Origin of the sequence: Leifsonia sp. 2TAF2, from assembly GCF_052115085.1 — a bacterium.
GTDB lineage: Bacteria > Actinomycetota > Actinomycetes > Actinomycetales > Microbacteriaceae > Leifsonia.
In genome coordinates this window covers 2,155,391-2,170,290 of sequence record NZ_JBFRFY010000001.1, presented here as the reverse complement: position 1 = coordinate 2,170,290, position 14,900 = coordinate 2,155,391, and the positions used below count along the sequence as shown (strand labels likewise).

14 protein-coding genes are annotated in these 14,900 nt (G+C 69.5%); 11 read left to right on the top strand and 3 right to left on the bottom strand.

Features of this window, described 5'->3' with window-relative positions; all coding sequences use genetic code 11:
• Positions 1–3: 3 nt before the first annotated feature.
• The 6 genes from otsB to AB4Z18_RS10450 all read left to right on the top strand — a co-directional run bounded on the left by otsB (position 4) and on the right by AB4Z18_RS10450 (position 6,850).
• Entirely contained in the window at positions 4–828 is an 825-nt protein-coding gene (gene otsB, locus AB4Z18_RS10475; protein WP_441782615.1) for a trehalose-phosphatase, read from the top strand.
• An 89-nt stretch (positions 829–917) separates the two neighbouring features.
• On the top strand, positions 918–2,612 hold the full coding sequence (ilvD, locus tag AB4Z18_RS10470) for a dihydroxy-acid dehydratase (protein WP_410781350.1): 1,695 nt from the start codon (positions 918–920) through the stop codon (positions 2,610–2,612).
• A 49-nt stretch (positions 2,613–2,661) separates the two neighbouring features.
• Positions 2,662–4,467: an acetolactate synthase large subunit gene (locus AB4Z18_RS10465; RefSeq protein ID WP_441782614.1), complete on the top strand. Its 1,806-nt coding sequence runs from the start codon at positions 2,662–2,664 to the stop codon at positions 4,465–4,467.
• 2 nt (positions 4,468–4,469) lie between these two features.
• Positions 4,470–4,979 carry an acetolactate synthase small subunit gene (gene ilvN / locus AB4Z18_RS10460; protein ID WP_441782613.1) on the top strand — a complete coding sequence of 170 codons (510 nt, stop codon included), beginning with the start codon at positions 4,470–4,472 and terminating at the stop codon, positions 4,977–4,979.
• A gap of 35 nt (positions 4,980–5,014) precedes the next feature.
• Positions 5,015–6,043: a ketol-acid reductoisomerase gene (gene ilvC, locus AB4Z18_RS10455; RefSeq protein WP_441782612.1), complete on the top strand. Its 1,029-nt coding sequence runs from the start codon at positions 5,015–5,017 to the stop codon at positions 6,041–6,043.
• A gap of 75 nt (positions 6,044–6,118) precedes the next feature.
• Positions 6,119–6,850: a copper homeostasis protein CutC gene (locus AB4Z18_RS10450; protein WP_441782611.1), complete on the top strand. Its 732-nt coding sequence runs from the start codon at positions 6,119–6,121 to the stop codon at positions 6,848–6,850.
• Between the two features lie 28 nt (positions 6,851–6,878).
• On the opposite strand, the gene AB4Z18_RS10445 is transcribed toward AB4Z18_RS10450, so the two are convergent.
• On the bottom strand, positions 6,879–7,259 hold the full coding sequence (locus tag AB4Z18_RS10445; RefSeq protein WP_441782610.1) for a DoxX family protein: 381 nt from the start codon (positions 7,257–7,259) through the stop codon (positions 6,879–6,881).
• 147 nt (positions 7,260–7,406) lie between these two features.
• Between AB4Z18_RS10445 and serA the strand changes: the two genes are divergently transcribed.
• Positions 7,407–8,999: a phosphoglycerate dehydrogenase gene (serA, locus tag AB4Z18_RS10440; protein ID WP_441782609.1), complete on the top strand. Its 1,593-nt coding sequence runs from the start codon at positions 7,407–7,409 to the stop codon at positions 8,997–8,999.
• A 43-nt stretch (positions 9,000–9,042) separates the two neighbouring features.
• On the opposite strand, the gene AB4Z18_RS10435 is transcribed toward serA, so the two are convergent.
• A complete protein-coding gene (locus tag AB4Z18_RS10435) occupies positions 9,043–9,603 on the bottom strand; it encodes a TetR family transcriptional regulator (RefSeq protein WP_441782608.1) in 561 nt (186 codons plus the stop codon).
• Positions 9,604–9,663: 60 nt separating this feature from the next.
• Between AB4Z18_RS10435 and AB4Z18_RS10430 the strand changes: the two genes are divergently transcribed.
• From AB4Z18_RS10430 to AB4Z18_RS10415, 4 genes are all read left to right on the top strand, one after another.
• On the top strand, positions 9,664–11,190 hold the full coding sequence (locus AB4Z18_RS10430; RefSeq protein ID WP_441782607.1) for an MFS transporter: 1,527 nt from the start codon (positions 9,664–9,666) through the stop codon (positions 11,188–11,190).
• Between the two features lie 103 nt (positions 11,191–11,293).
• Positions 11,294–12,349 (top strand): 3-isopropylmalate dehydrogenase, encoded by a 1,056-nt coding sequence (locus AB4Z18_RS10425; RefSeq protein ID WP_441782606.1) that lies wholly within the window; start codon positions 11,294–11,296, stop codon positions 12,347–12,349.
• A gap of 25 nt (positions 12,350–12,374) precedes the next feature.
• Positions 12,375–13,505 (top strand): branched-chain amino acid aminotransferase, encoded by a 1,131-nt coding sequence (locus AB4Z18_RS10420; protein ID WP_441782605.1) that lies wholly within the window; start codon positions 12,375–12,377, stop codon positions 13,503–13,505.
• A gap of 95 nt (positions 13,506–13,600) precedes the next feature.
• Complete coding sequence (locus tag AB4Z18_RS10415; protein ID WP_441782604.1) at positions 13,601–14,482, top strand: ketopantoate reductase family protein; 882 nt, start codon at positions 13,601–13,603, stop codon at positions 14,480–14,482.
• Between the two features lie 33 nt (positions 14,483–14,515).
• On the opposite strand, the gene AB4Z18_RS10410 is transcribed toward AB4Z18_RS10415, so the two are convergent.
• Positions 14,516–14,875, bottom strand: a complete 360-nt coding sequence (locus AB4Z18_RS10410) for a Fe-S protein (RefSeq protein ID WP_441782603.1) — start codon at positions 14,873–14,875, stop codon at positions 14,516–14,518.
• Positions 14,876–14,900: the final 25 nt, after the last annotated feature.

The window sequence follows — 14,900 nt, the reverse complement described above, 5'->3', positions numbered from 1 at the left end:
CGTATGACTCACACCGCTTCGCACCTGCCGCCCGCATCCGCCGTCGCTCTCGCCTCCGCCCTGCAGAAGCTGGCGACCGCCGACCGGCTGCTGCTCGCCCTCGACTTCGACGGGACGCTCGCGCCCTTCGTCGACGTCCCGCGGGGCGCCCGGGCGCTGCCCGAGTCGAAGGCGGCGCTCGACCGCCTGGAGCATCTGGCGAACACCTGGGTGGCGTACGTCTCCGGCCGCCCGCTTTCCAGCCTGGAGCTGGTGACCGAGGCCGACGAGGATGCGCTGCTGATCGGCTCGCACGGCGTCGAGATCCGCTTCGGCCGCGATGGCGTCTCGCTCGATCTGACAGACGACGAGCAGGACACCCTGCGCCGGCTGGGCGAGGCGCTGCAGGCGCTGGTGGACAGCATCCCGGAGACCAAGCTCGAGACGAAGCCGGTCGGGTTCGGCGTGCACTACCGGCGCGTGGCGGGGGAGCGCGGTGCGGAGGTCGTCGCCCGTGCGCGTGAGGCGGCTGCAGCGGTGAGCCCCGAGCTGACGATCCGGGACGGCAAGGACATCATCGAGTTCTCGGTGCGCGGCGCGAACAAGGGCGACGGCGTCGAGCGGCTGCGCGAGTACACGAAGGCGACCGCCGTGCTGTTCGCCGGTGACGACGTCACCGACGAGGACGGCTTCACCGTGCTGCGCCCCGCGCAGGGAGACGTCGGCATCAAGGTCGGCGCGGGGGAGACCGCGGCGCAGTACCGCGTCGCGGACGAGCGCGCGATCGCGACGTTGCTGGGGCTGCTCGCGCAGGCGCGCGAGGCGCACCTGAAGTCGTCCACGGCCTGAAGTCGCCCACAGCCTGACGCCGGCGGCCGTTCTCCACGGGTGCGGGACGCATGGTCCGAGTGGCATTCGAGACGTCCTAGAGTTGTTCCATGCCAGAAGTCGATTGGAAGCCGCGTTCGCGCGTCGTCACGGACGGGATCGAAGCCACCACCAGCCGCGGTATGCTCCGCGCCGTCGGAATGGGTGACGAAGACTGGGAGAAGCCGCAGATCGGCATCGCCAGCTCGTGGAACGAGATCACCCCCTGCAACCTCTCGCTCGACCGCCTTGCGCAGGGCGCGAAGGAGGGCGTGCACGCCGGGGGCGGCTATCCGCTCCAGTTCGGCACCATCTCCGTCTCCGACGGCATCTCGATGGGCCACGAGGGGATGCACTTCTCGCTCGTGTCGCGCGAGGTCATCGCCGACTCGGTCGAGACCGTGATGATGGCCGAGCGCCTCGACGGCACCGTGCTCCTCGCGGGCTGCGACAAATCGCTCCCCGGCATGCTGATGGCAGCGGCCCGGCTGGATCTCTCGGCCGTGTTCCTCTACGCCGGGTCCATCGCGCCCGGCTGGGTGAAGCTCTCCGACGGCACCGAGAAGGACGTCACGATCATCGACTCCTTCGAGGCGGTCGGCGCGTGCAAGGCCGGCAAGATGAGCGAGGAAGACCTCAAGCGCATCGAGTGCGCCATCGCTCCGGGTGAGGGCGCCTGCGGCGGCATGTACACGGCGAACACCATGGCTTCCGTCGCCGAGGCGCTCGGGATGAGCCTCCCGGGCTCGGCAGCGCCGCCGTCGGCCGACCGTCGCCGTGACTACTACGCGCATCGCTCCGGCGAGGCCGTCGTGAACCTGCTCCGCAAGGGCATCACCGCTCGCGACATCCTCACCAAGAAGGCGTTCGAGAACGCCATCGCGGTCGCCATGGCATTCGGCGGCTCGACCAACGTCGTCCTGCACCTGCTCGCCATCGCGCACGAGGCCGAGGTCGACCTGACGATCGACGACTTCAACCGGATCGGCGACAAGATCCCGCACATCGGCGACCTGAAGCCGTTCGGCAAGTACGTCATGAACGACGTCGACCGCCACGGCGGCGTCCCGGTCGTCATGAAGGCCCTGCTCGACGCGGGCCTGCTCCACGGCGACTGCCTGACGGTGACCGGCAAGACGGTGGCCGAGAACCTGGCCGAGATCAACCCGCCTGCACCCGACGGCGAGGTGATGCGGACGCTCGACAACCCCATCCACCCCACCGGCGGCATCACCATCCTCAAGGGCTCGCTCGCGCCGGACGGCGCCGTCGTCAAGACGGCCGGCTTCGACGCCGAGGTGTTCGAGGGCCCTGCTCGCGTGTTCGAGCGCGAGCGGGAAGCGATGGACGCGCTGACCGAGGGCCGCATCTACGCGGGCGACGTCGTCATCATCCGGTACGAGGGCCCCAAGGGCGGTCCGGGGATGCGCGAGATGCTCGCCATCACCGCCGCCATCAAGGGCGCAGGCCTCGGCAAGGATGTACTACTATTGACGGACGGACGATTCTCAGGCGGCACAACCGGCCTGTGCATCGGCCACATAGCACCCGAAGCGGTGGACGCAGGTCCCATCGCCTTCGTGCGCGATGGTGATCTGATACGGGTCGATATCGCGGCTCGCTCCCTCGACCTACTTGTCGACGAGTCAGAGCTGACCGCCCGCCGTGAAGGCTGGGCGCCTCTTCCTCCGCGCTATACCCGTGGCGTTCTCGCGAAGTTCTCCAAGCTCGTGCGCTCCGCAGCCGAAGGCGCGGTCACGGGCTGAACGTCGCCGACACCATCCACTCTTCCTATGTAAGGGACTGATCACACGCATGTCCACGGATGCAACCCCCAGCAGTGTGTTGCCGTCCGCGGCGCCCGGTAAGGCGTCGCCCGAGAATCTGACCGGCTCCCAGTCGGTCGTCCGCACCCTCGAGCTCCTCGGCGTCACCGACGTCTTCGGGCTCCCCGGCGGTGCCATCCTCCCCATCTACGACGCGATCATGGACTCCACGCGGATCCGTCACGTCCTCGTCCGCCACGAGCAGGGCGGCGGTCACGCCGCCGAAGGCTACGCGGTCGCGAGCAACAAGGTCGGGGTCGCCATGGCGACCTCCGGTCCCGGCGCGACGAACCTCGTCACTGCCATCATGGACGCGCACATGGACTCCGTCCCCGTCGTGTTCATCACCGGTCAGGTGTTCTCCACGCTCATGGGCACGGACGCGTTCCAGGAGGCCGACATCGTCGGCATCACCATGCCGATCACGAAGCACTCGTTCCTGGTGAAGGACGTCGAGGACATCCCCTCGACGATCGCCGCGGCGTACCACATCGCCGGAACCGGGCGTCCGGGTCCGGTGCTCGTCGACATCACCAAGGACGCGCAGCAGAACTCGGCGCCGTTCATCTGGCCGCCCAAGGTCGATCTGCCCGGCTACCGCCCGATCACCAAGGCGCACGGCAAGCAGGTCCTCGCGGCCGCCCAGCTGCTCGCCGAGGCCAAGAAGCCGGTGCTCTACGTCGGCGGCGGCGTCATCCGCGCCCGCGCTTCGCAGGAGCTCCTGGAACTCGCCGAGGCGACAGGCGCACCCGTGGTGACGACGCTCACCGCCCGCGGCGCGTTCCCCGACACGCACAAGCAGCACCTCGGCATGCCCGGCATGCACGGGACGGTGCCCGCGGTGCTGTCGCTGCAGGAGGCCGACCTGATCATCTCCCTCGGCGCGCGGTTCGATGACCGCGTGACGGGCAACACCTCCCTGTTCGCACCCAACGCGAAGATCGTGCACGTCGACGTCGACCCCGCCGAGATCTCCAAGATCCGAGTCGCCGACGTCCCTATCGTCGGCGATGCCAAGGATGTCATCGTCGATCTGACCGCTGCGTACCAGGAGGCGATCCGGGCGACCACGCCCGACACCGTCGAATGGTGGACGTACCTGAACGGGCTCCGCGAGGAGTTCCCGCTCGGCTACTCGGCCACCACCGACGGGCTGCTCGCCCCGCAGTACGTCATCCAGCGCATCGGCGAGCTGACCGGGCCGGAAGGCGTCTACGCCGCCGGCGTCGGCCAGCACCAGATGTGGGCGGCGCAGTTCATCAAGTACGAGCGCCCCAACTCGTGGCTCAACTCCGGCGGAGCCGGCACGATGGGCTACGCGGTGCCCGCGGCGATGGGTGCGAAGGTCTCGCAGCCGGACCGCACGGTGTGGGCGATCGACGGCGATGGATGCTTCCAGATGACCAATCAGGAGCTCGCCACCTGCACGATCAACAACATCCCGATCAAGGTCGCGATCATCAACAACTCGTCGCTCGGCATGGTGCGGCAGTGGCAGACCCTCTTCTACGACGGCCGCTACTCGAACACCGACCTGAACACCGGTCACGACACCGTGCGCGTCCCCGACTTCGTGAAGCTGGCGGAGGCGTACGGCGCCCTCGGCATCCGCGTCACGAAGGAGGAAGAGGTGGATGCGGCGATCCAGCTGGCGCTGGAGACCAACGACCGTCCGGTCGTCATCGACTTCGTCGTGAGCGCCGACGCGATGGTGTGGCCGATGGTGCCGCAGGGCGTCAGCAACAGCTACGTCCAGTACGCCCGCGACCACAGCCCGTCGTTCGGAGGGGAGTGACCATGAGCACGCACGTTCTGAGCCTCCTCGTGGAGGACAAGCCCGGTCTGCTGACGCGCGTGGCGGGGCTGTTCGCCCGTCGCGGCTTCAATATCCACTCGCTCGCGGTGGGTACCAGTGAGGTCGACGGCCTGTCGCGCATCACCGTCGTCGTCGACGTCGAGGAGCTCCCGCTCGAGCAGGTGACCAAGCAGCTGAACAAGCTGATCAACGTCATCAAGATCGTCGAGCTCGAACCGTCGCAGTCGGTGCAGCGCGAGCACCTGCTGATCAAGGTACGGGTGGACAACTCCACCCGCTCGCAGGTGCTTGAAGCGGTGAACCTCTTCCGCGCCCGCGTCGTCGATGTCGCGACCGACGCGCTCGTGATCGAGGTCACCGGCGACAGCGGCAAGACCCAGGCGCTGCTCAAGGTGCTCGAACCGTACGGCATCAAGGAGATGGCCCAGTCGGGCCTCCTCGCGATCGGCCGCGGCGGCAAGTCCATCACCGAGCGCGTTTTCAAAAACTAGAAGACCCACGAACCAACCAGCAAGGAGAAGCACCAGTGGCTGAGATCTATTACGACAACGACGCGGACCTCTCGATCATCCAGGGCAAGAAGGTCGCCGTCATCGGCTACGGCTCGCAGGGTCACGCGCACGCGCAGAACCTCCGCGACTCGGGCGTCGAGGTCGTCATCGGCCTCAAGGAGGGCTCGAAGTCGAAGCCCAAGGCCGAGGAGGCGGGCTTCCGCGTCCTCAGCGCTGGCGACGCGGCCGCCTGGGCCGACGTCATCGTGATCCTCGCACCGGACCAGGTGCAGCGTCACCTGTACGCCGACGACATCAAGGACAACCTGAAGGACGGCGACGCCCTCGTCTTCGGCCACGGGTTCAACATCCGTTTCGGCTACATCGAGGCGCCCGAGGGCGTCGACGTGATCATGGTCGCGCCGAAGGGCCCTGGGCACACCGTGCGCCGCGAGTACGAGGCCGGCCGCGGCGTCCCCGTGATCGTCGCGGTCGAGAAGGACTCGTCGGGCAACGCCTGGCCGCTCGTCCTCTCGTACGCGAAGGCGATCGGCGGCCTCCGCGCCGGCGGTATCAAGACCACCTTCACCGAGGAGACGGAGACCGACCTGTTCGGCGAGCAGGCCGTGCTCTGCGGCGGTGTCTCGCAGCTCGTCCAGTACGGCTTCGAGACCCTGACCGAGGCCGGCTACCAACCGCAGGTCGCCTACTTCGAGGTGCTGCACGAGCTGAAGCTCATCGTCGACCTGATGTGGGAGGGCGGCATCGCCAAGCAGCGCTGGAGCGTCTCCGACACGGCCGAGTACGGCGACTACGTCTCCGGCCCGCGCGTCATCGACCCGCACGTCAAGGAGAACATGCAGGCTGTGCTCGCCGACATCCAGGACGGCACCTTCGCCAAGCGCTTCATCGCCGACCAGGATGCGGGCGCGCCGGAGTTCCTCGCGCTCCGCAAGAAGGGCGAGGAGCACCCGATCGAGGCGACCGGCCGCGAGCTGCGCAAGCTGTTCGCCTGGAACGCATCCAACGACGACGACTACGTCGACGGCGAGGTCGCGCGCTGATCCCAGCCCGCGCCACGCAGTAGTCTCGGGGTGCCGCMCGCGACGCGTGCGGCACCCTTCTGCGTCAGGAGCCGTATGGGCATCGCCGTCGAGATCGCGGTTCAGGACATCGACGGAGTACGCGTCGCCCTCGCGGAGCGCGTCGACCGGGTGGAGCTGTGCAGCGCCCTCGGCCTGGGTGGCCTGACACCGTCGGCGGGTCTCGTCCGGGCGGCGGTCGCCGAGACGCGGGATGCCGGGCGCGACGGTTTCGTCCAGGTGCTCGTCCGGCCGCGCGGCGGCGGGTTCGTCTACGACGCCGACGAGCTCGACCTGACCCTCGCCGACGTCCGCTTCGCGCAGGAGGCCGGTGCCTCCGGGGTCGTGGTGGGAGCGTTGACCGGCGACGGCGCGATCGATCTGGAGGCTGTCCGGCGGATCGTCGCTGCGGCCGAAGGGCTCGAGGTGACCTTCCACCGGGCGATCGACGTCGTGCGCGATCCGGTCGCTTCCGCCGAAACGCTCGCGGAGCTCGGCGTGACGCGCGTGCTGACCTCCGGCGGGGCCGCGCGCAGCATCGACGGCGCCGACGTGCTGCAGGCTCTGTCGACGGCGGTCTCCGGGCGTCTGCAGGTCATGGCGGGCGGGGGAGTGCGCGTCGACGACATCCCGACGCTTGCTGCCAGAGGGATCAACGCTGTGCACCTGTCGGCGCGGGAGACGGTGCTGGGCGAGCCCAGCGGTCCTGGGGGCGGAGACGCCGCCTACGACATCACCGATCCGGCGACGGTGCGTGCTGCGGTCGCGGCGGCGGCGGCGCAGCGCTGACCGTCTGCGGCTACAGGGCCGTCTGCCGCTACAGGGCGCAGAAGACGCAGAGCGCGATCAGCACGACCTGCAGGATGGCGCGCGGCACGAGCGGCGTGGCGAACACACCGAAGCGGTCCGTCTTCCCTGCGGCGTAGGCGTTCGCCGGGAACACGGCGACCAGGAACACGGCCAGGCAGATCGCCGCGGCGACGCGGGTCGCCGGGATCAGCAGTCCGACTCCGCCCGCCAGTTCGCAGAGGCCGGTCAACGCTACGAGGATGCTCGGCCGGACCACCCGCAGGGCCGGCGGGACCATCGCCGCCATCCCGCGCGACGGCCCCGGCACGAAGTGCAGCGCACCCATCGCCACGAACACCACGGCCAGGGCGATACGGACGATCAGCTGGGCGATCTCGAAAAGCGTCACCAGCCCATCCTCTCGCGCGGTCATCCACAGCCGGGCGTAACGCGGCGAAAAGCGCGCTTGACCGCCCGCTAGAGTTAACCCGTTCCGCGCCCCACCGACCGTGGCGCCCCTCCCAAGCCAGCCTCGCTTTTCGTAAGGATCTGCCACGTGACAAAGCCGGTCGTCCTGATCGCCGAAGAACTCTCGCCCGCCACCGTCGACGCCCTCGGGCCGGACTTCGAGGTCCGATCGGTGGATGGGACCGACCGGCCGGCGCTGCTCTCCGCCGTCGCGGACGCGGACGCCATCCTGGTGCGCTCCGCGACCAAGGTCGACGCCGAGGTCATCGCCGCCGCACCGGTCCTGAAGGTCATCGCCCGCGCCGGTGTGGGGCTCGACAACGTGGACATCAAGTCGGCGACCAACGCGGGCGTCATGGTCGTCAATGCTCCGACCTCCAACATCATCTCGGCCGCCGAGCTCACCGTCGGCCACATCCTGAGCCTCGCCCGTCACATCCCGGCGGCGCACGGCGCACTCGCGCAGGGCCAGTGGAAGCGGTCGAAGTACACGGGCGTCGAGCTGTACGAGAAGACGATCGGCATCATCGGCCTCGGCCGCATCGGGGCCCTGATCACGGCGCGCGTGCAGGCTTTCGGCACGAACGTCATCGCATACGACCCGTACGTGACGAGCGCCCGGGCGCAGCAGCTCGGCGTGCAGCTGGTGACGCTGGATGAGCTTCTCGCGCAGTCCGACTTCGTCACCATCCACATGCCGAAGACGCCCGAGACGACCGGCATGATCTCCGACGACCAGCTGGCGCTGATGAAGCCGACCGCGTTCATCGTCAACGTGGCGCGCGGCGGCCTCATCGATGAGGATGCGCTGTACCGCGCCCTGACCACCGGCACCATCGCCGGCGCCGGCCTCGACGTGTTCGTCTCCGAGCCGCCTCAGGAGTCGCCGCTCCTCGAGCTCCCCAACGTGGTGGTCACGCCGCACTTGGGCGCCTCTACGGATGAGGCGCAGGAGAAGGCGGGTGTCTCCGTCGCACGCTCGGTGCGGCTCGCGCTCTCGGGCGAGCTCGTACCCGACGCGGTGAACGTCGCGGGCGGCGTCATCGACCCGTACGTGCGCCCCGGTATCCCGCTCGTCGAGAAGCTCGGCCAGGTGTTCTCCGGTCTCGCCCACAGCCCGGTCACCAGCGTCGACGTGGAGGTGCGCGGAGAGCTCGCCGACTACGACGTCAGCGTGCTGAAGCTCGCCGCGCTCAAGGGCATCTTCACCAACATCGTCAGCGAGACCGTGTCCTACGTGAACGCGCCGCTGCTCGCGGATCAGCGCGGCATCGAGGTTCGCCTGATCACCGACTCCGTCAGCGAGGAGTACCGCAATCTGATCACGCTACGCGGCGCGCTCAGCGACGGGTCGCAGATCTCGGTGTCCGGCACGCTGACCGGCCCGAAGCAGATCGAGAAGATCGTCGGCATCAACGGCTACGACGTGGAGGTGCCGGTCGCCGAGCACCTCGTCGTCATGGTCTACGACGACCGCCCCGGCATCGTCGCGGTCTACGGCCGTGAGTTCGGCGAGGCCGCGATCAACATCGCGGGCATGCAGATCGCCCGGACCTCTGCCGGAGGCAAGGCGCTCAGCGTCCTCACGGTCGACTCGCGCGTGCCGGACGGCCTGCTCGAGAAGGTGCGGCTCGCGATCGACGCCGACCTCATGCAGGAGATCGACATCACCGAGTCCTGAGACTCGGCGGGGTTCCGCCGGCCCCAGCGGGGTTCGGCGAGGCTCAGCGACCCTCGGCGAACCGCCGGATGAGGGCGACCAGCTCGTCCACGTCGGTCTCGTCGCGGAGCACGTTGTTGGCCGCAGGCAGCAGCGCGGTGTTGTAGTACATCCCATCGCCGATCAACATGATCGTGCGCGCGACGAGCGGGTCGCCCACGGCCTCCTGCAGCACCTCCAGCCACTGACGCTGCGCGCTCGCCAGCGCGTCGCGCGCCCGCGGGTCCGCCGCCTGCGCCAGGCGCGCGATGGCCACGACCGCCCGCTCGAAGCGGGAGTCGGTGGGGATGGACGTGCGCAAGAAGTAGTCGACCGGGCCGTCCTCGGCCGCCCGCATGCGCGCCACATCCTCGTCGATGAGTGCCGCGAACCGGTCGAGCACGCCCGCCACGAGCGCCTCCTTGGAGGCGAAGTGGTAGAGCAGCCCGCCCTTGGAGACCCCGGCGCGCGCGGCGACGGCGTCGAGCGTGGCCGCACGCTCACTCTGCTCCGCGAGCAGTTCTTCGAACGCATCGAGCACGCGGTCGCGGGCAGACGGGGAGTCGGATGCGGAAGCGGGCGGCATGAGAGCCATGCTAGCCGCATCCACTTGCCACTGTACCGTCCGGACGGTACAGTAGATCGCATGTCCGCGACCACGACCCTCTCGACCCCCGCGGCCACCCGCGCCGGAGCGCGCGGCTGGCTCGCGCTCGGCGTCCTCATGCTCCCGACCCTGCTCGTCTCGGTCGACAACACGGTGCTCAGCTTCGCGCTGCCCGCGATCTCCGAAGCCCTGAAACCCTCGGCGACCGGGATGCTGTGGATCGTCGACGTGTACCCGCTCGTGCTCGCGGGCCTGCTCGTCGCGATGGGCAGCCTGGGCGACAGGATCGGCCGCCGCCGCCTGCTCCTCATCGGCGCGACCGGCTTCGCCGCCGTCTCCGCGGTGGCGGCGTTTGCGCCGACGGCCGAACTGCTGATCGCCGCCCGTGCCGCGCTCGGTGTCTTCGGCGCGATGCTCATGCCGTCAACGCTGTCGCTGCTCCGTGGCGTCTTCGCCGACCGCGAGCAGCGCCGGCTCGCAATCGCAATCTGGTCGTCCGGCTTCGCCGCGGGGTCGGCCCTCGGCCCGATCGTCGGCGGCCTGCTGCTGGAGCACTTCTGGTGGGGCTCGGTGTTCCTGCTGGCCGTGCCTGTCCTCATCCCGCTGCTCGTCCTTGCCCCGCTGCTGGTGCGCGAGTCGCGCGACCCGGCGCCCGGTCCGGTGGATGTGCCCGGCATCGTGCTGTCGCTGCTCACCATGGCGCCGGTCGTGTACGGCATCAAGACGCTCGCCGTCGACGGGTTCTCGCCGGTCGCTGTCCTCGCGATCGCCGTGGGCGTGGGATGCGGTGCGCTGTTCGTCCGCAGTCAGCTGCGGCGTCCGATCCCCATGCTCGACATGCGACTGTTCACGCGTCCGGCGTTCAGCGGTGCGGTCGTGGTGAACCTGCTCAGCGTGGTGTCCCTCGTCGGCTTCCTGTTCTTCGTCTCGCAGCACCTCCAGCTGGTGCTCGGCCTGACGCCCATCCAGGCGGGAATGGTGCTCGTGCCGGGCCTCGCGACGATGATCGTCGCGAGCCTCGTGGTGGTGCCGATCGCGCGACGCATCCGCCCGGGCGTCGTCATCGCCGGCGGCCTGACGCTGTCGGCCGGCGGCTACCTGCTGGTCGCCATGACCGGTGGCGGGGCGCCGTGGAGCGTGCTCCTCGCCGCCTTCGTCCTGCTGGGCGCGGGGATCGGCGCCGCCGAAACGGTCTCGAACGAGCTCGCGATCTCGACCGCTCCGGCGGCGAAGGCGGGTGCAGCCTCGGCGGTCTCGGAGACGGCGTACGAGCTGGGGGCGGTGCTCGGCACCGCGACGCTCGGGACGCTGATCACCGCGTCGTACCGAGCAGCCCTCGTCATCCCCGACGGGTTGACCGCCGCGCAGGCCGATGCGGCGGGGGAGACCCTCGGCGGGGCCGTGACGATCGCGCGCGGCCTCCCGGGTCCGCTCGCCGGCGAGCTGCTGGCCTCGGCGCGTGCTGCCTTCGACAGTGGTGTCGGTGTGACGGCCGTCATCGGTGCAGCGCTCGTCGCGTCCGCGGCGGTCGTCGCGCTGGTGACCCTGCGTCGCGTCCGCTCCTGAGCGGCCGCTCCTGACCGCACCGCTCCCGCCCGCCCGCCGGATGTCGCGGGGCGGCGATAGGGTGGCACTACCGATTCCGCCCATCGATCAGCGCAGGAGTGCCATGTCCCGTTCCGTCAAACTCGCCGTCATCCCCGGGGACGGAATCGGTCCGGAGGTCATCGGTGAGGCCGTCAAGGTGCTCGACGCGGTGGTGGATGGCAGCGACCTGTCGTTCGAGAAGACGCACTTCTCCCTGGGCGCCGACCGCTACCTGGCCACCGGTGACGTACTGACGGACGACGACCTGGCCGCCATCGCCGCGCACGACGCGATCCTGCTCGGCGCCGTCGGCGGCACGCCGGGCGACCCGCGACTCGCGGGGGCGAACATCGAGCGTGGTCTGCTGCTGAAGCTGCGCTTCTCGCTCGACCACTACGTCAACCTTCGCCCGACGACGCTGTTTCCGGGCATCGCGAGCCCGCTCGCGAACCCGGGCGAGGTCGACTTCGTCGTGGTCCGCGAGGGCACGGAGGGGCCGTACGTCGGCAACGGCGGCGCGATCCGGCAGGGCACCGAGCACGAGATCGCCAACGAAGTGTCGGTGAACACCGCCTACGGCGTCGAGCGCGTCGTGCGGTTCGCGTTCGAGCAGGCCGAGCAGCGCCGGCGGAAGCTGACGCTCGTGCACAAGACGAACGTCCTCACCTTCTCCGGCGGTCTGTGGAAGCGGATCGTGGATGCGGTGGCCGCCGAGCATCCCGCTGTGACGGTCGACTACCTGCACGTGGATGCGGCGACCATCTTCCTGGTCACGGATCCTGGTAGATTCGACGTGATCGTCACGGACAACCTCTTCGGCGACATCCTCACCGACCTCGCGGCCGCGATCAGCGGCGGCATCGGGCTGGCGGCCTCGGGCAACATCAACCCGGCCGGGGCCTTTCCGAGCATGTTCGAGCCGGTTCACGGATCGGCCCCCGACATCGCCGGCCAGCAGAAGGCCGACCCCACCGCCGCGATCCTCTCCACCGCGCTCCTGCTCCGCCACCTCGGCGAGAAGGAGCTCGCCGAGCGTGTCGAGCAGGCGGTGACCGCCGACCTCGCCGCCCGCACGGGCGCTGCGCGAACGACCGCCGAGATCGGCGACGCGATCGCCGCGCGAGTGGCGCAGAATTGATTCACCGTCGCGTAAAGGACCAGTCATGACCTCGACCAGCATCTCTCTCACCAACGGACCCACCGAGACCTCGGGTCTGCTCTGGAACGTCAGCCGCAACGAAGCCGCCCGCGAGGCGACCGCCCGTGCGGAGATCCTGGCGGATCCGGGGTTCGGCAACTACTTCACCGACCACATGGTCGACATCTGCTGGTCGGCGAAGGGCGGATGGCACCGGCCGCGCGTCTCGCCGTACGGCCCTATCCAGCTGGAGCCCTCGGCCGCGGTGTTCCACTACGCGCAGGAGATCTTCGAGGGGCTGAAGGCCTACCGCCACCAGGACGGCTCGATCTGGGCCTTCCGCCCGGAGGCGAACGCCGCGCGTATGCAGCGCTCGGCCTACCGCCTGGCGCTGCCCGAGCTGCCGGTGGAGCACTTCCTCGACTCGCTCAAGCAGCTGATCGCGGTCGACGCTGACTGGGTTCCGGATGCGGCCGAGACGAGCCTGTACCTGCGGCCGTTCATGTTCGCCAAGGAGGCGTTCCTCGGCGTGCGCCCGGCCAACAAGGTCGCCTACTACCTGATCGCCAGCCCCGCGGGCGCGTACTTCCCGAGCGGTGTCGCTCCGGTGTCCATCTGGCTGTCCGACCGCTGGTCGCGTGCAGGGAAGGGCGGCACGGGTGCGGCGAAGACCGGCGGCAACTACGCCTCCAGCTTGCTGCCTCAGGCGGAGGCGTACGAGCACGGCTGCGCACAGGTGCTCTTCCTCGACTCGGTCGAGGGCAAGTACCTCGAAGAGCTCGGCGGGATGAACGTCGTGCTGGTCCGCAAGGACGGCACCCTCGTCACTCCCGAGTCGGACAGCATCCTCGAGGGCATCACCCTGGACTCCGTGCTGCAGCTCGCGCGCGACCGCGGCCACACAGTGGAGCGCCGCAAGGTGACGTTGGACGAGTGGCGCGACGGCGTGGAGTCCGGCGACATCGTCGAGGTCTTCGCCTGCGGGACGGCCGCGGTCATCACACCGATCGGCGAGCTGAAGTCGGACACGTTCACGGTGGGCGACATCACGGCCCCTCCGGGCGAGCTGACCATGTCACTGCGCCAGGAGCTCACCGACATCCAGTACGGTCGCGAGCGCGACCGCCACAACTGGATGTACCGCCTCGACGCTTAGGTTTCCAGTTCGCGAGGTGCTCGCAGTTGCTCTCGACACGCCGTGCGACCGCGCACCTGCGAGCACCTCGGTGAGGCGGATGAGGGGAGTGTGCGGTGACGGACGGTGACGAGGCCGTGTTCGCGGTCGTCGGACCGGGCGCAGTCGGCGGACTGCTCGCGTGGTTGCTGCAGCGCGCCGGGCACGACGTCGTCGCGGTCGGGCGGCCGGCGACGGTGGATGCGATCAACCGCGACGGCATCGAGGTGCGGAGCGAGCTGTTCGGCGACGGCGTCGAGCGGGTGAGGGCCGCCACCGAGGTGCCGGAGGGTGCGAGCGTCATCCTCGCGACGAAATCCTACGGACTGGAGGACGTGCTCCCAGGGATCATCGCTGCGCACCCCGCGGAGGTGATCTCGTTCCTCAACGGGATCGAGCACATGGGTCCGCTGTGGGACGCGCTGCCCGGGATTCCGGTCGCAGGCGCGTCCGTCGCCGTGTCGGCGCTGCGCGCATCCACCACCGTCATCGACCACCGCAGCCCGTTCGTCCGCATCGAAGTGCCGGAGTCCGCGGCGGACTTCGCGGCCGTGCGGGCGCTGACGGATGCGGGCCCGAGCGTGCGGGTCGGCGGCAGCGAGGCCGAGGTGCTGTGGGCGAAGTTCCGTCTGCTCGCCTCCCTTGCGCTGCTCACGTCGTACTGGCGGCAGCCTGCGGGCGCGGCGCTCAGCGAGGATCCGGAGCTGACAGAGGCCGTCGTCTCGGAGGTCGCCGCCTGCTCGACGGCGGAGGGTGTGCCGGCCTCCGAACTAGACCTCGTGCGCGCTCTCCGCAGCGTCCCGGGCGGGATGCGGACCTCCCTGCAAGAGGACCTCGCGGCCGGTGCGCCGAGCGAACTCGACGCACTCGGCGGGGCGCTGATCCGCGTGGGCGAGCGGCACGGCATCCCGACGCCCGCCCTCGCGCGCATCCTCTCTGCGCTGGACGCGGACTCCTGACGCTCGTCAGCTCGTCGCCTCGTCGCCATGCGGTCAGTGCCAGAAGACTGCGATGCCCGCGTTCAGGAGAGCGAGACCACCGATGCTCCAGAACGCCGCGCCCGTCGGCCTCCCGGCCTTCTCTCGCGTGATGACGACGCCGAACATCCCACCGATGGCGAAGGCGACGACGAGCTTCACGGCCAGCTTCACGTAGTTCAGTTCGACGCCGGCCGGGAACGGGATGGCGAGGAGAAGGCCTGAGCCGATCATCACGCCGAGACCGACCCGGAACAGCAGGGTGGTGGTGTAGGTGCGGCGGACCGCCTGCGACGCCCAGCCGCCGAGCAGCATGGCGAAGCCGATGAGGTGGATGAGCACGAGTGCTTCGCGCAGGAGGAGGAACGGTTCCACGGGGTCTCTTTCGTGTGAGGGGAAG

Bases quoted from the DNA above. Each gene is read 5' to 3' on its own strand.
- otsB (WP_441782615.1), top strand. From the start codon at position 4: ATGACTCACACCGCTTCGCACCTGCCGCCCGCATCCGCCGTCGCTCTC.
- ilvD (WP_410781350.1), top strand. From the start codon at position 918: ATGCCAGAAGTCGATTGGAAGCCGCGTTCGCGCGTCGTCACGGACGGG.
- AB4Z18_RS10465 (WP_441782614.1), top strand. From the start codon at position 2,662: ATGTCCACGGATGCAACCCCCAGCAGTGTGTTGCCGTCCGCGGCGCCC.
- ilvN (WP_441782613.1), top strand. From the start codon at position 4,470: ATGAGCACGCACGTTCTGAGCCTCCTCGTGGAGGACAAGCCCGGTCTG.
- AB4Z18_RS10450 (WP_441782611.1), top strand. From the start codon at position 6,119: ATGGGCATCGCCGTCGAGATCGCGGTTCAGGACATCGACGGAGTACGC.
- AB4Z18_RS10435 (WP_441782608.1), bottom strand. From the start codon at position 9,603: ATGCCGCCCGCTTCCGCATCCGACTCCCCGTCTGCCCGCGACCGCGTG.
- AB4Z18_RS10430 (WP_441782607.1), top strand. From the start codon at position 9,664: ATGTCCGCGACCACGACCCTCTCGACCCCCGCGGCCACCCGCGCCGGA.
- AB4Z18_RS10425 (WP_441782606.1), top strand. From the start codon at position 11,294: ATGTCCCGTTCCGTCAAACTCGCCGTCATCCCCGGGGACGGAATCGGT.
- AB4Z18_RS10420 (WP_441782605.1), top strand. From the start codon at position 12,375: ATGACCTCGACCAGCATCTCTCTCACCAACGGACCCACCGAGACCTCG.